At 36.3% G+C, this 21366-nt stretch carries 9 protein-coding genes; 4 read left to right on the forward strand and 5 right to left on the reverse strand.

What is annotated here, in order from left to right:
• The first annotated feature begins 225 nt into the window (after nucleotides 1–225).
• The 3 genes from CYAN10605_RS09855 to dnaN all read left to right on the forward strand — a co-directional run bounded on the left by CYAN10605_RS09855 (nucleotide 226) and on the right by dnaN (nucleotide 4936).
• Nucleotides 226–1179, forward strand: a complete 954-nt coding sequence (locus CYAN10605_RS09855) for an ABC transporter ATP-binding protein (protein ID WP_015219794.1) — start codon at nucleotides 226–228, stop codon at nucleotides 1177–1179.
• Between the two features lie 311 nt (nucleotides 1180–1490).
• Nucleotides 1491–3479: an ATP-binding protein gene (locus tag CYAN10605_RS09860; RefSeq protein ID WP_015219795.1), complete on the forward strand. Its 1989-nt coding sequence runs from the start codon at nucleotides 1491–1493 to the stop codon at nucleotides 3477–3479.
• 269 nt (nucleotides 3480–3748) lie between these two features.
• Nucleotides 3749–4936, forward strand: coding sequence for a DNA polymerase III subunit beta (gene dnaN, locus CYAN10605_RS09865; protein WP_015219796.1), 1188 nt, complete (start codon nucleotides 3749–3751; stop codon nucleotides 4934–4936).
• A 261-nt stretch (nucleotides 4937–5197) separates the two neighbouring features.
• On the opposite strand, the gene CYAN10605_RS09870 is transcribed toward dnaN, so the two are convergent.
• Entirely contained in the window at nucleotides 5198–5752 is a 555-nt protein-coding gene (locus CYAN10605_RS09870) for a ComEA family DNA-binding protein (protein WP_015219797.1), read from the reverse strand.
• Between the two features lie 119 nt (nucleotides 5753–5871).
• Between CYAN10605_RS09870 and psaM the strand changes: the two genes are divergently transcribed.
• Nucleotides 5872–5967 (forward strand): photosystem I reaction center subunit XII, encoded by a 96-nt coding sequence (gene psaM, locus CYAN10605_RS09875; RefSeq protein WP_015219798.1) that lies wholly within the window; start codon nucleotides 5872–5874, stop codon nucleotides 5965–5967.
• 482 nt (nucleotides 5968–6449) lie between these two features.
• Here psaM and CYAN10605_RS09880 read toward each other — a convergent pair whose 3' ends face one another.
• The 4 genes from CYAN10605_RS09880 to gmhA all read right to left on the reverse strand — a co-directional run bounded on the left by CYAN10605_RS09880 (nucleotide 6450) and on the right by gmhA (nucleotide 21275).
• Entirely contained in the window at nucleotides 6450–18296 is an 11847-nt protein-coding gene (locus CYAN10605_RS09880) for a Calx-beta domain-containing protein (RefSeq protein ID WP_015219799.1), read from the reverse strand.
• A 198-nt stretch (nucleotides 18297–18494) separates the two neighbouring features.
• The gene (locus tag CYAN10605_RS09885) at nucleotides 18495–19181 is read right to left on the reverse strand and encodes a TspO/MBR family protein (protein ID WP_015219800.1); all 687 of its coding nucleotides are present in this window, start codon (nucleotides 19179–19181) and stop codon (nucleotides 18495–18497) included.
• Between the two features lie 865 nt (nucleotides 19182–20046).
• On the reverse strand, nucleotides 20047–20616 hold the full coding sequence (locus tag CYAN10605_RS09890; protein ID WP_015219801.1) for a hypothetical protein: 570 nt from the start codon (nucleotides 20614–20616) through the stop codon (nucleotides 20047–20049).
• 68 nt (nucleotides 20617–20684) lie between these two features.
• Entirely contained in the window at nucleotides 20685–21275 is a 591-nt protein-coding gene (gmhA, locus tag CYAN10605_RS09895; RefSeq protein ID WP_015219802.1) for a D-sedoheptulose 7-phosphate isomerase, read from the reverse strand.
• Between the last annotated feature and the right edge of the window lie 91 nt (nucleotides 21276–21366).

Genomic DNA, 21366 nt, shown 5'->3' on the forward strand with positions numbered 1-21366 from the left:
AAGAAAAGGGTAATGGGCAAACCCCCCTTTATCCCTCCGAAATAGAGGGGAGGGCAAAGGTAAATAGTTGATAATTAATAACTTCTGTACGGGCGAATGGCCATTCGCCCCTAACTAATTCCTAACTCATTACTTGTTTCCCCTCATCCCCTCATCCCCTACCACCTGAAACCTGACACCTAACCTTAATCCTATATTCTTAAACTGAACTGAAGTTAAAAAACAATGATTACTGTCGAAAAATTAAGTAAAAACTACGGTTCAACCCAAGCAATCAAGGATATTTCCTTTTCCGTAGAAAAAGGCTCAATTTTAGGCTTATTGGGGGCAAATGGGGCAGGAAAAACTACCACAATGCGCATTTTGAGTGGTTATATCCCTGCGACTACCGGCAAAGCAATCATTGATGGTTTTGAAGTCCATGAAAATCCCCTTGCTGTTAGAGAAAGAATTGGTTATCTACCCGAAAATCCCCCTCTCTATCCAGAAATGACGGTGACAGAATATCTCGATTTTGTCGGGAAAATTAAAAATATTCCTAGATGCGATCGCACTTCATCCCTCAAAAAAGCAATAGAATTATGTCAAATAGAAGATCGTGCCAATAGTATTATTGGTAAATTATCAAAGGGATACCGTCAGAGAGTGGGTATTGCCCAAGCCATAATTCATGATCCTCCTGTTATTATTTTAGATGAACCTACCGTTGGTTTAGATCCTCGTCAGATTATTGAGGTGCGTAACTTAATTAAAAGTTTGGCAAAAGAAAAAACCATTATTTTATCAACCCATATCTTGCCTGAAGTAACCATGACTTGTGATACAGTCACTATAATTAATCAGGGTATGGTAATCGCTACAGGAAAAACAGAGGAACTTTTACAACAACTTAATAATAAGGGTTATCATTTAGAGGTGGAAGGAGAAGTTAATGGTTTAACCTCTAAACTGAAAAAAATAGAAGCAATTGACAAAATTATCATTGAACCTATAACAGGAATTGATAATCGTTTTATAATAAAATTGTCGTTGAAAAACGATTCTGAAGTGGGCAAAGAAATAGCCTCTATGTTAGTTCATGAAGGAGTGGGTATTTATGAAATGAGACGATTAAAAGCCTCTTTAGAGGAAGTTTTCCTTCAGTTGACTACTCAAGAAAATATCTCAGTTAATAATTAATTTGGCTCTTCTACAGTAGCTATGATAAATTAATAAAAAATAATTGCTGTAAGCTATGTAAAATAAGGAATTAACAAAAAAAAAATTAATTGTTATAAGTTAATATTTATTATTTAACCGTCAAACCTGCCACCTGACACCTTTCCTAACTAATAATTTACATACTCACAATCAGAGAACCATTAATTTCTCCCCAATATTTAATTCAGCACCTCAATTTCATTACTCATCCCTATATGTCGATGAAAATGTTTAATCTTCTGTGGCGTAAACCTCAGACAATCATATCCATATCCATAGGGATAACAGTAATGATAATTACTATTATAACCTTTAGTTTTCTCGTAGAATATAATCACCGTCAGGTAGAAAATTTAGTACAAACTCAGTTAATTTCTTTACGGCAAAAAACAGAGTTAGAGTTAAAAACAAGAGTATTAGCCTTAGAAAGGATGCAGAAACGATGGCAAAACGAAAAAGGCACTCCCAAGGAAAGATGGGAAAAAGATGCCCTTGAGTATATAGAGGACTATACTGGGTATCAGGCGATTCAATGGGTTAATCCTCAATATTATGTCACTTGGTTAGTACCTGAAAAAGGTAATGAAGATGTTAAAAATCTTTATATCAAATTTGAAAATAAACGAAAAGATGCGATCGCAACTTCTATCGCCAATAATACAATTTATATTAGTCCCACACTCAATTTAATTCAAGGAGATAAAGGATTTATTATTTATATTCCTCTTTTGATTCCCCAAGCAAACAAACCTCCTCAATTTGACGGTTTTCTTATTAGCGTTGTTAAACTTAATAGTTTTCTCTACAGTCTTTTGCGTCAAGAGGCATGGAAAGGTTATCAAATTTTTATTTATGAAGATTCTCAACTAATCTACAGTAGCACCTATGCATCTCCTAAAGACAATTTACAATGGCAACAATCCACAGAATTACAATATAGAGGCATCGACTGGAAAATAACGATTATTCCCAATAACTCTTTTCTGAAAAAGTACCGCTCAATACTCCCTCATATAATATTAATAATTGGTTTAATCTTAGCTGGTTTATTAGCATGGAGCGTTTATCTTTTATTTGAATTTAAACAACGTAATCGACTATTAATTAAAGCCAAGCAAGAGGCTGAAACAGCAAACTTAGCCAAAAGTCAGTTTTTAGCGATGATTAGCCATGAAATTCGCACTCCCATGAATGGTATTTTAGGTATGGTTAATCTCCTAGAAGATACTCCTTTAAACAACATTCAAAAAGAATTTTTACTCACCATTCGTGACGGTGGAGAAAGTTTATTGACAATCATCAATGATATTCTTAATTTCTCGAAAATTGAATCAAACAAACTAGAGTTAGAAACAAAAAATTTTTCCCTGAGACAGTGTGTAAAAAAGGTTATTGATTTACTGCAATTTCAAGCCCAAGAGAAAAATTTATCCTTAACTTTTGAGATTGATGATTCTCTTCCCGATTACTTTTTAGGAGATATAATTCGTTTAAGGCAGATTTTACTTAATTTAGTCGCAAATGCCATAAAATTTACCAGACAAGGGGAAGTTAAAATAATTGTTCAAGGTAAAAAAATTAACCCCAATGAGAAACTATCAGCCTATCAAATTTTATTTATAGTTCAAGATACAGGTATCGGCATTCCCCTTCATAAACAATCAAAATTGTTTCAACCTTTTTCCCAATTAGATGCTTCTATTAACCGCAAGTATGGTGGCACAGGTTTAGGATTAGCTATTTGTAAAGGCTTAGTAGAGATGATGGAAGGAGAAATTTGGTTAGAAAGCGAAGAAAATAAAGGTTCTAGTTTTTATTTTAGGGTTGTTTTATCCGTCAGTAACAATCCCCAAACTTCTTCTATTGTTTCGACTTCTGTTTCTTCTTTAACTCGTCAGTCTTCTCTCAAAATTCTCATTGTTGAAGATAATTTAGTAAATCAAAAAGTCATATCACTAACACTAAAAAAGTTAGGCTATCACGCAGATATTGCTAATCACGGCGTAGATGCAATTCAAATTCTTCAACAGAAAGACTATAACTTAATATTGATGGATATGCAGATGCCTGAAATGGATGGTATCGCTACCACTAAATGGATTAGGCAAAATCTACTCCCAGAAAAACAACCTTATATTATGGCAATGACAGCAAACGCCATGGACAGCGATCGCATCTTATGTTTAAATGCAGGAATGGATGATTATATGAGTAAACCTATCAATTTTGCACTGCTAAAACAAAAACTAACTGCCATTAGCCAACTTCTTTACAAATAAATTAGAATAAACTGGTGTTCATAGCTTAAAATTTGGAGTTAAACTTAACCTCTTTTGGCAATAACAGTTAATAAATTGATTTTTTTGTTTTTAATATGAGTGAGTAATGAGTCAATATTAAAAAACCAAACCTGACACCTGCCACCTAAAACCTAAAACCTATCCTTAGCCGATATTCTTGCATCGAACTGAGGTAAAATGAAAGATTGTGTTTAAATTAAAAACATTTGAGTACAATAGTCCTAAGTAGTTAAGCCCATCAAAAAACCGTGAAAATAGTTTGCTCTCAAGTTGATCTCAAAAATAATTTATCATTAGTTAGCCGTGCTGTGCCAACTCGTCCTACTCATCCGATTTTAGCTAATGTATTATTAGTGGCAAATCAGACAAAAAATCAAGTCACCCTTACAGGCTTTGATTTGAGTTTAGGAATGCGCAGTTGCTTTTGTGCCGAAGTAGAAGAAGAAGGAGTAATCACCCTACCTGCAAAACTATTAAATGATATTATTGCCCGTTTACCAGAAGGAGAAGTAACTATTTCCTACGAAGAAGAGGAAATGGAAGAAAATCCCCTCGTTACCATAAACTCCCTCTCAGGAAAATTTCAGCTAAGAGGAGTCAAAGGAGAAGAATATCCTGAATTACCCGTTGTGGAAAGAGAAGAAGCCTTTTTATTACCCGTAGCCGCTTTAAATGAAGGTTTAAAAGGCTCATTATTTGCCGCAAGTAACGATGAAACTAAACAAATTCTAACAGGAGTACATTTAACCCGCAATCTTGATACCCTCGAGTTTGCCGCCACTGATGGCCATCGTTTGGCTGTTGTTAAAACCAGTGCCATTGAGGAGACAAAAGAATCAGAAGAAGAAGAAATTAACTCTAATCCCCCCATTACCGAAGCACAAAATTTCACTATAACCATTCCTGCCCGTGCTTTGAGAGAATTAGAAAAAATCCTTTCCATGGCAAAAGAAGGAGAATCCATTGCCTTATTTGTCGATGAAGGGCAAGTAGTCTTTGAATTAGGGCAACAAAACCTTACCAGTCGAAAATTAGACGGTGCATATCCCAACTATAACCAGTTGATTCCTAACAATTTTGAGCGTACAATGGTAGTTGATCGCAAACGGATGATTGAGAGTTTAGAAAGAGTCTCTGTGTTAAGTGATCAAAAAAATAATCTCGTCAAGTTTACCTTGAATTCTGATAACGAGCAAGTAACCTTATCCGTAGAAGCAAAAGAATTAGGTAACGCCAAAGAGTCTATTAGTGCCGAAATTAACGGGGATAACTTTGAAATAGGTTTCAATATCCGCTACTTGATGGATGGATTAAAAGCCCTATCTGCCAATGAAATCAAGTTTCAATTTAATGGTGCAACCCAACCCGTTATTGCTACCCCTCTCAGTGGCGCTCAAATGACTTATTTAATTATGCCTGTGCAAATTAGAGACTAGGGGATTTCTTTCAATCAATAATAATAACCTCAGTTCGGTTTAAAAATATCGGATAAAGGTAGGTATCAGGTATCGGGTTTCGGGTTGCAGGTGTTAGAGTGTTTAGGAGATGAGGGGAGAGGGGGAAGTAGGGCCGAATGGCCATTCGCCCGTACAAGTGTTTGGGGTTTTTAATTCTTAATTCTTAATTATCAACTATTCACTATTCACCATTCACTAATTGCCTATTGCCCATTGTTGTTTATCCCTTGCCCTTAAATCCTAATTAGAAAACTGAAAATAATTCATTAAGTGATAGGCAAAATCTGGAGTTAGATTAAGTCTTTTTTGTAAATCAGCAATATGACGATATTTACCATTACTTTCTCTATCAATCAGGATTTGTTGAGCTATATCTTGGCTTAAATTAGGAATTTTTATTAATTGGTTAAGCGTAGCATTATTAGGATTAACTTTTGCTGGTGCATGAAAACTATCATCAGCATAATAGGCAAAATATAAAATAGGTTGCCACGATTGTATTTTTAAAACTGATACTCCCAACGCCGCCGCTAAATCTTCCAAGCAGAGAAAATTTATTCCAGAATTAATGATTTCTACTAAACTCCTCGCCTGAGTAATGGAAATACCCGGCAGTCTTAGCCAATCATCTACAGAAGCAATATTCACATCTATTTTTATTCCCAATTGCGCTCCAATCTCGATTTCTAAGTCTGATTGAAAGCGATAGTAAGGATCTTGTTTTATTTTAGATGCAAGAGCATTTGTGTGAATATTTATTTTATTAGCCGAAGCAAACCAACGAGATAAAACCATAACTTACTCAATTCTGTTGCAAATTATTACAAACTCATGCAATTATTACCATCTTAAGGCACATTAAATAGTAATTTACAAATTGTATCAATTTACCTTTATTACAGGAGTTTTTTCTTATGTCTATTTCTGAAACTCAAGTATTTGTAGCTTTGGTTATTGCTTTAATCCCCGGTATTTTAGCTTTTCGTTTAGCTACAGAGTTATACAAATAAACTAATTGAATTAGGAATTAGGAATTAATGTTAAAAGGGCAAAGGGCAAGGGGCAAAGTTAAAAGGCAAGAGGTAAACCCCCCTTTATTATCCTCCCTCGAGAGGGGGGAGGGCAAAAGTGTTTAATTAACACGCTTCTCTAATACCCCAATACCCCAATCGCCTAACACCCCAACACTCTAAAACTTAACACCTCAGCCAAACTAACCTGAGTTTTGGATAAGCTGAAAGCATTATTTTCTCGTAGTCAGAAAACCTTATAGCTTCTTAGAAATAACGATAAAATTGCCTTAATGCAAACTGACGTTAAATAGTTAAGAATTAAGAATTAAGAATGAAAAACCACGAATACTTACTACTTATTTATTATTTATTACTTGTTTCCCCCTTTCCCCTCATTATCTCATCCCCCCATTCGCTAACACCTGCAACCTGACACCTGACACCTAACCTTATCGGGTATTCTTAAACCAAACTGAGGTTTAAACTAAAGCCTCGAAAGCTAAACCTTCAAGATTGAAACTATCTGCGTAATTGGTAATAACTGTTTGTGTTTCTGGAGAGGCTGTATAAATATATGCCCCTCCTATACTATTTTGAAAGCGAGTAATATCATTTGCCATTTGTGAGCCTTGAGGATAAGTATAAAAAGCAATGCCTTCAAAGGCAAAATTAGGATAATTTGCTTGTATTGACTGACTTTCCTCCTCTCCTGCGTAAATATATCCTCCTGTCTGGTTAGTATTGCGAAAACGATTGAAGGCGATTAAACCATCTTCAGGGGTATCAGAGACGTAAAAGGCTAATCCCTCTTCAATAAAGCTATTTGTGTAGTTGGTTAAAATAGAGTTTCTTTCCTCCTCACCCACGTAAAGATAACTGCTGTCAGTGTTTAAACTGCGAAAACGATACATGGCAGTGTCTAAAATGATTTCTGGGGCATCGCCATCGGCGAAAAATCCTCTTTTATGAATGATTCCATTTTCTGCACCATCTAAGTCGTAGTCGCTACCATCTTGGAGATTTAGAATAACACCGTCATTTTTACCGTCTCCATTTTCGTCAAATAATTCTGCCCCAAAATCACCGTTAAGAATAAAGGGTTCATATTTTTCGGTTTTGAGATTAAAAATGTAGTAACTATTAAAATTACTGTCTCCTTCAAAGTAAATTTTTGTCTCGGCTTTTCCCTCATTGGCTGTCACTCTAAATTCTAAATCACCATTCATAACACTCAAAGGGCGATCGAGTATGATATGATTCCAATTACGAATTTGTCCATCTGTGGGATCAACATAAATAGAAAATTGATCATTAAGGGGAGTATTACTTTCTTTTTCGAGAGTTACCAGTAAACCAAATTCCCTTGTGCCAGTATAAACATCATCTAAAGGTAAAGGCACGGAAACAGTTTTAGTTGTTTCTCCGGGGGCAAATATTAATCTTCCTAGCACGGGATTATAGTCGCTTCCTGCTTTTGCCCTTCCATCGGTGCTGATATAGTGAGCTTGGACATATTTATTTAAGTTTCCTGTGCGTTGAATAGTAAACTCTATTTCTCCACTCGCTTCGTTAGCAGTGGGGTTAGAAACAAATAAACGAGTTTGGCTATCATCGACATTATCGGCGGTGAAAATATCACTAGAAATTCCTTGATTTAATTGAGCAGAAACAGACGCACTTTCGCTAATTTCAGCAATGGTAATTACTTCAGGAGAGTTAGTGGTAGGTGCACTAAATTTTATACTTGCATTGCCGTTAGCAACAAAAAAATTCTCAAATTGTACTTGCAAGTAGGTTTGATTATTGGTAGTACCTGCGTTATTGACAGTAAACTCGATCGCATTCTCTCCTGAAATAAATCCTTCATCCAGAGTAAAAGGCACAAAACCAGTATTAAAATTAGGATTTACCGATAGATTTTGAGCAACTCCGTTTACTTTTATCGTTATACCTTCATCATCAGTAGCCCATTTTCCATTGATAGATATACCATTGGGATTAACGCTTTCAGGAATTGTCAAATAGGTTTTATAAGTATAGTCTCCCGGTGCAGTGCTTAGGCTATTATTACTATTACGTTGATTAGGTTGGATAAAACTTGAGATGGTAGTATTACCGTCGGTAATAATAATTTCTCCGACACTGGTTGAGGGGAATGATGTTAATTCATAGTGTATATCTTCAATAGTACCATTGGGTTTTTTAACTCCTGAATCATCTACTCCTGTGTTGTATAAGGAGAAATCAATAGGAGAGTAATTGACATCGTTAAAACTGTTGACTAAAACTGTCGCTGATGAGGTATTGGAAGTATAGCGGATAAATCTTTGATTGTATTGATTAACGAATCCATCTTCTGCAAAATCCGAACTTAGATTGAGAGTATCATCTTTATCCATCACCACTGTAATGGTGTTATTGTCTGAGATTTGATTAACGGTGAGAGAGTTGAGAGTGAGGGTATTTGCCCCATAATCTTCTATGACGAGAATTTCCAAGTTGCGTAAACGCCCTGAAAGTTTAGTTAAATCCCAATCCTGCCCATTGTAACCAGCAAATTTTAATATATCTACTCCCGTGCCACCATCTATACGGCGGAAATAAGTATCACTAACGGTGATAAAGTCATCATCATTGCCACTATAAACAACATCAACGCCACCATTGGTATAAATTTGGTCTTCTCCTTGGCTACCAATAAATGTTTCTCCTGTGGCTGTACCAATCATTATATCATCGCCGATCGAACCTATTTGATTAATTTTTTTGGTGAAGTCACTACCAAACAAGACAAAACTCAAATTATCATCATTCCCCGGCGCCCCGATAACAAAATCACTAAATCCATCACCGTTAACGTCATCGCCTCCGTCAAGGGCAACACCTGCTTGAGAACTGGCTAAACCTTTTATGGTAAAACCGTTATCATTAGAGTTATTAGTGGAATTTTGATTATTACTCAGGCTTCTTAAGTCAAAGGGATTATCTTTCGAGTATTGATTTCCCCAACTCGTGCCACCGAATACCACCGTTACCACTCCATCTTCTGTTTTGTCACTGGTGAGAGAAGTATTAGGAGAGGAAATGGCAATATCGTCAAAACCATCACCATTAGTATCACCGATGGCGCTAAAATTAGTCATCTGATAAAGATCATCACCATCAGAAACTGTCGAATAAGCTAAAACTACATCAGGGAGAGAAGTATTCGTTATATCAGTAGTTTTACCATAGTAGATAAATAATGCACCTCGATTATTTTTATAGGCTAAATCATCTAAAATTCCTAAATCAGCAATATAACCTTCTGCTAAAACGGCAAAATCTTCGATACCATCTCCATTAAAATCGCCAATGGTTTGGAGTTGACTACCTAATTGTTGAGTTTGATTACTTTCATAAAATGGATCAGATACATAAACATTGAGAGAATCATCATTTAACCCTGCCATTGCCACATAAATACTTTGATTAAAAAATGTGGCATAGGGTGCATCATCAATTACATTATCATCAAGAGCGATCGCATTTGTCCAGTTAACTCCATCGGTAGAGGTAGGATAAAATACCTGAAAATCATTGCCACCGCTAGAAGTTGCTCCCTCATGGAATAAATAAAGCTGATCATTTCCTGCTACGATAGAAGGGCCTTCAGAACTAGCAAACTGTGACAATACTGTACGACTCCAATCTGTACCATTACCGCTAGAAGCTACATTGAGAGAATTATTACCATTGCCTGTAAAAGCTACATATAATTGATCATTGAAAATAGTTGTACTAACACGATGATCGCTGGATTGATTAAAACTACTAGCAAATACATTCTTTTTAGCACTCCAACTACTACTATTAGCGGTATCAGAAACAGAATAAATAATTTCCCTAGTGCCATCAGTGGAAATAAAGAATACATATAATTGATCTTGAAATTCAATCAAAGAAGGCCCATCAACACTTTCCTGAAACTGATTATTCCCACTTACCTGAATGGGATTATTAAAACGAATTCCTGCAACGTTACTGTCATCTTCCACCGCAGAAGCATACATAACCCTTTCTGAGACATCTCTAAAACCCAAATAGAGAGTATTGTTAAAGACAGCTAAAGAAGTTTTCTTATCTGTTTGAAAATTACTACCTAAATTAACTTCTCCTTCCCAGTTATAACCATCACGACTTCTTTGTACCCAAAGGTCATTATTATTATTATCATTACGCACCATATACAAATAGCCATTGTAAGCCACGATGGAGGGCGATAAATCCACTCCTTGAGTTGATATAGTCGAGTTAATATTAACAACGGAATTACTATCAGTTGAGCCATAAATCCCCCATTGACTTGATGTTAACGCCCCTGAGTAAATAGAAGCCTCAAAAGGATTAATGGTGACGGGATTGTTAAATTGAGATTCACTGTTTCCGAGATAGGAGGTAAATTGTCCATTACCAATGGGGTTATTATCATCAATAATGTTAGCTTGAGGAAGTCCATAACCAAAATCATCATAACCATCGCCATTAAAATCCCCTAATCCGCCAATGGTAAAGTTTTCCAAACTCATCTGCGCCGAGCTATTGGTGATACTTCCTTCCGCATTACCTAAAAATAGTTGAATTTGTCCGTCTTTCTCGGCTACAAAATCATCATAACCATCACCGTTATAGTCTCCTATGGTATTAACGTTGACGGTATTATTAATGGCAAATTCTGTGAGAGATAAATTGGTAAGAGTTGCAAGGTTAGTATTACCCAAAATCAAGTAAAAATCGCCATTTTCCGTTAAAACACCGAAATCTTTTAAACCATCACCGTTGTAATCTCCTAGTTTTACCGCATCTACAATTAAATCATTTTCTAGGGTGATAATTAAATCTTGACTTCCACTAGCACCGTCTAATAAATCTTGGGTGCTACCACCAAAGACAATAACTAATCCGCCTTCTCCTCCTGAGAGAATATCCGCAAAACCATCTCCATTAACATCCCCTAAAATTATATTTATGTTTCCAGCTTCGATCGCACTTAGATAAGGAATATCAGAACTAATAACATCTATGGCATTATTTTGATCAGGGTAGCTAATAATTAATTCTCCTCCTGAAATAATGGGAGTGGGAGTTGCGATGGCATCCTGAGAAGGAATAAGGGAAAATTCAGACCAATTATTGCCATTATTAGAATTACCTAAATAAATATTATTGTTGCTATCTCGATAAGTTAAGTAAAGACTATTTTGATCAGAAGTTAATCCCACTGCACCTGTAGCTTTAATATTCTCCTCTTGATGAAGATTCCAAGAGAGGCTATTCAAATCTGTGTCATCAGTCCAAGTAATATAATAGTTAGTAGAAGGGCTACTTTTTGTTCCTCCCTCATAGGCAATGTAAAGATTATCATTTAAAACCGTAGCACTCATGGCGTTAGCCGATGTTTGATTACTACCCCCCGATGATGTCAATATAGTTTGATTGGATGACCAAGAATTGCCCGATTGAGGATTATTTGAATGAGTATAAATAAGGCGACTTTGAGAATCATTAGAGGTAAATAAAACCAGTAATTCTCCTTGATAAACGACTAAAGTGGGAGTATCTGGGGTTGATTGTCCTGAAATTTGATATTGATTACTCCAAGTTTGACCATTATTTGTGCTGTAGGTGATGTTAATTTGATCATTTCCCACCCCTTTATAAGCTAAATATAAAACACCATTATAAAATGCGATCGAAGGTGGTTTATCCGTTGTCATGCCACCAGGAAGACTGATAAAATTACTCCATGTTTGTCCTTGATTGCTACTGGTTGTAAGGAATAAATTATTGTTACTTTGACCTTTATAGGCAAGATAAACAACCCCATTATTGGTTGCTAAGGCAGAAGAGGTATTTAGTTGTTGTTGAGAAACGGGAATTCCACCAATATCAAAGCTACTGTAGGAATTGCCATCTATGACAAAACCATTATCGGCAGTAATATTCGCTAGTTTGATGCTACCATCATCCGCTAACCAAGGATGTCCATAAAGACTATAAATTTGTCCTGCATTGGGGGCGCTTATCATTAAATCATTGACACCATCATTATTTACATCACCGATACTTCTTCCTGCTGTACCTGCTAACTGATAGGGCAGACTACCATTAAGTAAGAAAGTGGTTTTGCTGTCATTGGCGGTGACGTTGAGATCAAATGTTTTACCGATTTGGCTTAAATCTAATGGCCCAAAAAGCACATAACTTTGCCCTGTGCCGTTTCCTGCTTGGGGTGCGGTAATCAAAAAATCTTCGTACTCATCTTGGTTTAAATCTCCTGCGGAGGTAATCACCGCCCCTGTTTCACTTTTGGCAATGCCTCCCACAATATTCAGATTTGCAACGGTAGCAAGGTTTTGATAATTACTGTTACTCGAAACCCCTCCTTTGATAACATATACTCCCCCATTATTATCGTTTGCTCCCTCAGATGCGATCGCCAAATCTTGAGTACCATCACCATCTAAATCAGCACTAGCTAAAGCACTTCCTGCTAAAATATTATTAGCCGTGCCATTACTGTTGGCTATATTTGCTCCCGTGTAACTAACATAAGGAGTTGAGGAAAAAGTATTGCTCGTTGTGCCATTACTCCGAAATACATACACTGCACCCAACTGCACGGAGGAAGAACTAGGATAACTATTTAGGTCATTTGTACCGTCAGGAAGATCATCTGCCCCTGCCCAATCATTATTGACATTTCCGTTATACCCGATCGCACCTATAATAAGATCATCGGAGGTATTTTTAGTAAAAGTACTAGGGCTAGATGTTCCTTTGTAGGCAGACACACCAAGAGAATAACCGGCTAATTCTCCCTCAATTTGTGAACTATAGACAGTGGAATAGTTACTATTTCCATCATAGGCAACATAAACTTCTCCGTTACCATTATTAGCCCCCGGTGTACCGATAGCAATATCTGCACTGCTTCCACCGTTGAAATTTCCCACCGCTACGGAATAACCAAAAGCGACAGAACCTGAGATATTAGGTGTGATAGTATAACCTTGAGAGCCTAAATTAGTAACATCAATAGTTTTACCTGCTAAACTAGCTGAACCATAAATGACATAAACTGCACCTTGTCCATTATTCACATTGGGTGCACCAATAACCAAATCATCAAAACCATCACCATTAACATCCCCAGTCGCTAAACTGAGGGAATAATCACCGTTACCATCGCCACCATCTGCAATACCTTTAATCAAAACACCGTCAGGATTACCACTTAAATCAGTAGTTGTTAAAGGATTGGTTTGACTGTTACTCAATACACTACCGCCACCGAATAATATTTGTATTGTGCCATTTTCTAACACATTGCCTTCTGTATCCGTATAACCCCGATTGCCGATAACAACATCAGTGTTGCCGTCATTGTTTAAATCGCCGTTAGTAATGACATAACCTATGGCTACATTATCGGTATTAGTAATAAAACCACTATCGATTAAGGCAAGAGATGAATCATTAGCTTCGGTAACAGTTGCAATGCCCATCACTTGATTAGAGTTAACGGTTGTGGGTTCACTGGTTACATCCGCAGGAGAGAAGTTGACAGGATTACCTCCATTGATAGAATATTGAAAGTTAGATAAGGTAGAAGGATCGATCGAACCTGCATCGACAAATAAATCAAAATCAAGGGTAGGATTGAGAACAGTATAAGCAAAACTCCCATCAGGATTTAAGGGATTAAGTAATTTATTATTTTGTACAACCCCTAATTGATTACCTGCCCCTGTGCCAATACTCCATGTTAAAGTAGTACCTGAGCCTGTTTGAGCAGTAACTTCGATCGAATTAATTACCGTGTTGATAGTTTGATTAGTAAGGTTGAGAGGTAAATAAATATCAGGTGTGCCATTGGGGGTAATGTTACCGTTATTGTTAGCAGAAGTGGCAGAAACTATATCCCATTCAGGCTTATTAGCAGAGGATAATTGAGTAGGAATAACTTCAAATTCTGGCTCAATTTGTTCAGGATTTTCCCAGATACTTGATTCTGAGTCATAGGTGACATAATAACTTTTCGCACCCGATGGGGTTGGAGTGATATATTGAGAGTTATATTTATTGCCAATATCGTTAGTATTGAGTAAAATTTGGGCAATATCTGAACCTGTTAAATTTTCAATATCATTAAAATTGCTTGGCGTATCACTATAACTGAGTGCCTTGTTATAAAAAGCTACTTCGTCAAGATAAATACCATTAGAGTTATTCGGATCAGCTAAGGTTATGGTAGTGTTATCAGGAATATCTAAATTCAGAGTATCGACATTTTCCCCTGTATTAGTCGAATATACTTGCAAAGATTCACCGTTAAGGTAAAGTTCGATCGAACCATTAGTTTCATCATAAGTTAAAACAATATAAGACCAATCATTAGGGGAGATTTGAAATCCGTCTCTTGTTTGCAGAGTCTCACCATTTATATTGAGGGAAAAGAATGAATCATCACCAGAGTTGACACGAGCAGAAAAATTGAGGATATTTTCTAAGGCAATAAGATTAACACTTTGATTCTCATTAACGGCGGTAGGCTTAAACCAAAATTCAAGACTGAAAGAGTTACCCGATAAGGGAATTACCCCAGATGTGGCACTAGAAATTTGATTGTTTCCTGCTTTAAACCAGACTGAAGTATTAGAATCTCCTTTACCAGTGGTAGTGTTTTCTAATGCACCTTGTTGATTAAAAGTTACATCATCACCGCTATAAGTGCCATTACCTCCAGCCCCTAAAATTCCTTCATTAACTAGGGCAATGCCCTCGGTTTCTGCCAGACGATAATAAATTAATGGTTGTTCAGAAGTAGTTAACTCATAGTAGGATAGTGGTTGAGTTTCTGTCCAAAATACCGCAGGTTGACCATTTAAGGTGGTTATAGTTAATTCAGTAAGAGGATCAGGTTTGGCATTGTCTGATAGTATTTGAGGGGTACTCCAGTTAGGTGTTCCGTTATTATAGGTTAGGGTTGACCAATAAATATTAGTTTCTCCGTTGTTGGTATTTAACCACACTGCCATCAAATTACCATCAACCCCTTGCCCTAATGTTATTTTACTATCTGTTCCTGCTAAAGTTTCGATCGCTTCTGCAATAGTCCATTCTCCACTGTTGGGATTATAAATAGAGTAGTACAGATCAGAAGTAGCTAAAATATCGGTTATATTCTCAAATTGTTCTTGAGTATAGTATTCCCCCGGAGTTAAATTAACAGGAATATTTGTGCTATCGACATTTGCCCAAACAATGACACTATTTCCCTCTTGATCTAAAGCGGTAACAGGATATAAATTTAAACCAGTAGAACCGGGAATGCTAGTAATATTAGATAATAAATTATCTCCCGAAGGACCGAAACCATATTTAATAACTGTGGTGAGAGTATCATCAGAGGTGATAACAGGAGCGTTACTAAAATCCGCTACCACGCCACCACTACCCGTTAACGGTTGCTGAGTTTGAGTATTACTCCCCGTGTAACTGACTGTCACTAAATCCCCAATACCAATCAAATTCGAGCCTGTAGGGGGTTCAACGGTCAAAATAACGGTATTATTATTAATGGTTACAGTTGGGTTAATATCATAAGTAACTCCATTGTTAATAACTTCAAATTGACTATTGATGGGATTTCCGCTCAAATTTTGGTCAAAAACAAGGGTAATTTTATTACTGTTAATATTTTCGACTATTGCACCTATACCTAGTAAAATAGGAGCATTGTTAGTACCAGTAATATTGGTTAAAGCAAGACTTTCAAAATTATCAATCCATAGTTTAGTGTTAGTGGTGCTATTGAGGATATAAAGACTTTCATTGTTATTGGTGGTAGAAGCGATTTGATAATCAATGGTTAATGCGGTATCTTGGGCTACGGTGCGATCGAGGGTTAAGGTGATACTATTACCTAAGTTACTAATATTCTCAACGGTGTAACTATTATTATCTTCATCTGTGACGGTAAATTGATTAAGATTTGGTTCATTACCCCCAGAATTACCCAAAGTATCCACAAAATTGAGAGTAATAACACTGCCATTAACAAAACCTGCAATGGGTTTAATAGGAGGCACATCCGCCACCCAAGTCGCCAAAACCGAACCACCACTGGTTAAACTAAGATTGAGAAAATTATCTTGACTTAAATCCGCCTCAATATTTTCTAATGCTGATTGAGTTTGAATGGCTAAAGAATTACTGTAATTTTGACTATTGCCCGTAGTGGGGTTAAAAGTAAAGTTAAAAGTATCAGGGGTATTGTTTTCTACCGATAAATTGTTGATATTGGGGATAAGATTCCCGTTAGTATCCACTAAACCCTCATTATTCGTGAAACTTAACACAATGGGGTTTTCCGTGGTGTCAGGATTATCTGAGGTTAAATAATTAGCATTAGCAGAAGGAGGAATAACATTTTTTAACTGCAAGATGACGGAAGTATCAGAATTTCCTTGTAAAACGTTAAAAACTTCTATTATTTCTTCATTACCACTTATATCAGTAACAGTGACAGTAAAATCATCAGGATTCGGTAACTCTGTAAAAGTTGCTCCTAAATTTACATATAGTAATGAGCCTATCACTTGAGCTTGAGACTCACTAGCTAACACCAAATTTGCAGTAACGGCATTTGAAGTATTATCATTGTCAAAAATAGTCCATGACCAACCGGGATAAAAGTCTAAGCCAAAGCCGAGAGGACCTAATTTGACGTTAAAATCAATGGGAAAGTTAAGGGTAAAAGTTGTATCTGTATCACCTAAACCCCAGTTAACGGCGGCAGTTGTACCTATATCCACTCCTGCACTAAAGATAGGGATAACAGGAATTTTAACTTCTCCACTCAACCCTGCACTAATAATGGGAAATCCGATCGTACTACTAAAGTCCAGCCCTTCTGCAATACCATTGATATAAGCACCAAAGGTTTCTCCTAAACTAATAGCCAAATCTGCAAGGATAGCACTAGATAAATTACTACTGTTATCTAAAGTTAATAATAAGATAGTACCCTGAGCTAAAGCACCTACGCCTAAAACACCCAACGCCGCCCCAAAATTATCAGGGAAATAATCTCCCCCAATGGGATCAGGAGTCCCCGTAACTTCCCAGTCTGCACCAATGCTACCAGTTAAATCAAGGGTGAAAAATCCTGCGGTTTCGGCGGCAGAAACAACGGGAAACTTTAAGGATGCACTTACGGTAATTTTATCTAATATTTGAGTTAAATCGAAGGGTGAATTAGGCTCAAAACTGTATTTAGAATCGATGGAAGCACCAATACTAATAGGAGATTTTGAATCTTCTTCTCCTCCTGCATCATTTTTGACTTTCCAAGGGGCAGTTAATTCAAGGGGTGTTTTTACCTTTAAATTAGCTACAGTTTCCACAAATAATGATCGCTCCTGATTACCAAGCCACTCTGGAGATACCCCACTTTTTAACACTCCTTCAATTTCAAAAATCTCGAAAAAGGGTTTGATTATCGATCGCAAAAAGCTATCATTAGGAGTACTATCAATTAATTTCCATGAGTCGAGTAAGCTACCAGAAAAATAAATTTGGGCACTCCACGAGCCAAGTAAACCTTCAAATGAGCTATCCTCAGAGGCTAAAATAGTTTCATTAAAAGCTAAAATTTCGTTCTCGGTGAAGGGATTATAAGAGGCATTTCTAACGACTCCTGTATTAATTACGCCATTATTAACAAGACGGGGAGAGTAAACGGCGTTGGCAACACTTACATTTTGTGGAGATGTGAATAAACTGCTATCGACGGTGAATTGTTGAAAATAAACGTCTGTATCTTCTTTTATGGATAAATTTTCAACATTATTAATATCAACCTTCGTACTAACTACTATTATCTCATTATCTTTTACTATAACTTTTGGCTCTAAATCCGCTACTTCATCAACAGTTAAAGGTTGGGGAGTGTCTAACCATTGTAAATTTTGAACCTCATCATATTGGGCGGCTGTATAGTATAATTCGCTGTCGTTTTTTTGTCCCTCTTGCCATACTACCACTAACCCGGGCAATTGACTTTGCCCTTCACTAATTAAACTATCATTAATGACTAAGTTAAGATTACTAATAGTTTGATTACCTAAAGATGCGATCGCATTTGCATTTTCCCAAGTACCTGAATTTTCATCATAGGTGGCATGGTATATAAACTCATTATCTGCCCAAACAATGTGATTAATACCAGTGGAAGGGTCAACGGATGTAGCGGTGCGATTGGATGCAAGATTAAGAGCCATAATTAAATCCCAGTTTTTTTGGGCGTTCTTAAGTCATTATTCTTCAGTTTATATTAAATGACCTAAAATCTGATAATTTTTATCAATTAAACTTTATTTTTGTGGTTATTCAATGCAAGAAAAGAGCAATTAACAATTAGCAATTTAAGGATTAGTTTCCCCTTCATCCCCCAACACCCTGAAACCTAACACCTCTTTCTAACCCCTATTTAACTGCCAGATACGGGTTACTAAGGCGGAGGCAACAACTAACCAAACGCAAGAAGGAAATATTAGCCACCCTGCTAAAGGTATTATTTGCCCATAAAGCACCGCAAGAATAATAGATGATAGTAATGGGCCTAATATTACAACAGGTACAGCTAAGGCGTATCTACCTTCAACGGTGAAAATAGTATTCCATGTATCTCCCAAGGCTAAATGAATAGCAAAGACAATTAAGGGAATAGCAAGAAAATTTTGGTCTAATTTTTGCCACACCAGATAAGATGAGACGATTCTTAATACCCCAATACTCATCCACACTATGGGAAATACGAATGGAGGAGGCGCCCATTTTGGACGAATAACTTGATCATATTGACGGCGCGATCGAGTATTATCAAGAGGGGAGAAAAATCGGGAACGAATAGTAAAAAAGGTGAGAAAAAGACATACTATTGATATATTAATTTTTTCATTCAAATTGTATTTAATTAAACTCTCAAAACCTTTATTTGCTAGCCATAGAGTCAAGATCATTAAGCCAATTTGAGCCAGTGTTCCAGCAAGATAGCTAACAATTTTTTTTCCGTTTAAAGGGATGTTTTCTTGATTATTATTTTGGCTTTCTTTTTTTACACCCATGACGGTGTTTACAGTGCCTGAGAACCAGTTATTAGTCATTTTTTTAAATTTATAGCATTTCTTATAATTATGAGGTAAATTAACAGCAGTGAGTAATGGCGAAAAGGGCAATGAGCAAACCCCCCTTTATCCCCAGGGTTTTTTCAAAGTCAGGGCAAAATTATCTTGCCCTCACCCCCAACCCCTCTCCCACAGTAGAGGGGAGCGTTTTTTCTTAATAATTGATTAATTAATACTTAAAAACTCCTGTATCTGTTCTGACGGGGAGACAATGAAACTGCAGTGAGGGTAGGTTTTAGGTTTCAGGTTTCAGGTTGCAGGTTTTAAATACATGAACAGTATTTTGTCTTTACGAAATAAATAGCCCGACATATTATCTCAAAATGTTGATAATCCAATAGTTTTGCCTATTATTTGAACCATTGAGTAAATAGAGATAATGATAAATATTAGTGGAGACAAAACCTAACACCTAACACCTGCTACCTGCTACCTATAAGGTTTTTAGAGTTATTGTCCCCCCTTAAGGTATCTGTTACTATTTGTTAGTTTCAAACATTGACATTTTTGAGAATGAAAAAACCCTGCTCTCGAGGGGGAAAGGCAAAGGTAAATAGTTGATAATTAATAACTCCGAGCTGAGGTTAGTTAGAAACTGTTTGTTATGGTGGCAAAAAATAAATTCCTTTTCTCTCTAAAAGAACTAACATTTAATGTTTCTTCTACAATGGTTATGATAAATTAATAGAAAATAACTTCCATAATCTTTGTTGAATAGTGTTTATAGTAAAATAAAAACTAAAAGTTTATAAATTATTATTTAATAATCCCCTATTGCCCATTGCCTCTTGCCTTTCAGCCTGCCCTAACTAATAATTTACATACTCAAAGTGATAGAACCCATTTAATTTTTAATTGCTTCTAAATATTTTTCTATATATTTAATCCCTTTATTGATAAATGTATCAGTAAATAAATCTTGATAATTATCCTTAACCACTTGAAAACCATAATCTATTTTTTCTTTTCCACAAGCTAAAAATTGAGCTGTTGAAAAGGCATAAAATTCTTTTTCTTGAGACGCAATATTATTTTTAAAAGCATCCATATATAAGGTTCTAATATGAGTCATCAATTCTTTTGTTTCAGGAGAAAATTCCAAGACATCACCATTTTTTAAGATGATTTCCTGATTACGAATAGAGGAAATTGATAACTTCATACATTCTCTGGTTTGCTCCACAGATAGAGAGTCTGAATCATTTCTGCGGTAAGAGTGTTGGGTACAGCCGTTAGTAACTTCTAAAGCCCTAATAATAGCGATTTCTTGAATACTGGTTGAGGTCATTTTTGCCATTATTTTTAAGTAATGACAGATGCTATTTTTAAATTCTTGAAAATCATCATTAAAGTAATCTTTTAGCTCTTTAATTTCTGCTAATTTTTGCCAATTTATCAAAGAAGAATTCATCATTTGCTTAACCTGAGTTGAGGTTAAATATCTATTAATTTTAACTCCGAACGCCAAACTCAGGTCATGTCCTACACTGCTATTTTCTTTTCGACGATGTTTTCTGCAAACAACATGGCTTCAACTTGTTGGCAAATACGATGGTATGTAATTAGATGTATTTCTTGAACATAAGGAGTATTTTTTTCTGCCACAAAAAGGGGATAGTCAATTAAACTACTAATCATTCCGCCATTATTTCCTGCCATACCAATGGTAATTAAACCTTTTTCTTTGGCTACTTTCAAAGCATGAAGAATATTGCGCGATCGCCCCGATGTGGACAATACCCATAATAAATCCCCTGCTTTGCCAAAGGATTGTACTTGACGGGCGAAAATAGTTTCAAATTCGTGATCATTGCCCCATGCTGTAAGAGTTGCGGGGTTTGTGCCTAATGCGATCGCAGGTAATCCGGGTCGATCTATTTGAAATCTTCCGACAAATTCGGCGGCAATATGTTGAGCGTCTGCGGCAGAACCGCCATTACCACAAATTAACAGAGTATGTCCTGCTTGAAAACGATTAGCTAATAAATGACTGACTTGCTCAACTGCTTGACAATATTCAGAATTAAAAGCCTGTTGTAAACATTGTAATCTTTCTTCTACCCAAAAATTCAATGGTCTTCCTCCTCACACTAATTATAATGACGAATTCAACAAAAATCCTTATGTAATTAAGCCTTTGAGAAGGGGCTTAAACCCCTCTTTA

It is taken from the genome of Cyanobacterium aponinum PCC 10605 (genome assembly GCF_000317675.1).
Taxonomy (GTDB): domain Bacteria; phylum Cyanobacteriota; class Cyanobacteriia; order Cyanobacteriales; family Cyanobacteriaceae; genus PCC-10605.

Bases quoted from the DNA above. Each gene is read 5' to 3' on its own strand.
- CYAN10605_RS09855 (WP_015219794.1), top strand. From the start codon at position 226: ATGATTACTGTCGAAAAATTAAGTAAAAACTACGGTTCAACCCAAGCA.
- CYAN10605_RS09860 (WP_015219795.1), top strand. From the start codon at position 1,491: ATGATAATTACTATTATAACCTTTAGTTTTCTCGTAGAATATAATCAC.
- CYAN10605_RS09870 (WP_015219797.1), bottom strand. From the start codon at position 5,752: ATGGTTTTATCTCGTTGGTTTGCTTCGGCTAATAAAATAAATATTCAC.
- psaM (WP_015219798.1), top strand. From the start codon at position 5,872: ATGTCTATTTCTGAAACTCAAGTATTTGTAGCTTTGGTTATTGCTTTA.
- CYAN10605_RS09880 (WP_015219799.1), bottom strand. From the start codon at position 18,296: ATGGCTCTTAATCTTGCATCCAATCGCACCGCTACATCCGTTGACCCT.
- CYAN10605_RS09885 (WP_015219800.1), bottom strand. From the start codon at position 19,181: ATGACTAATAACTGGTTCTCAGGCACTGTAAACACCGTCATGGGTGTA.
- CYAN10605_RS09890 (WP_015219801.1), bottom strand. From the start codon at position 20,616: ATGATGAATTCTTCTTTGATAAATTGGCAAAAATTAGCAGAAATTAAA.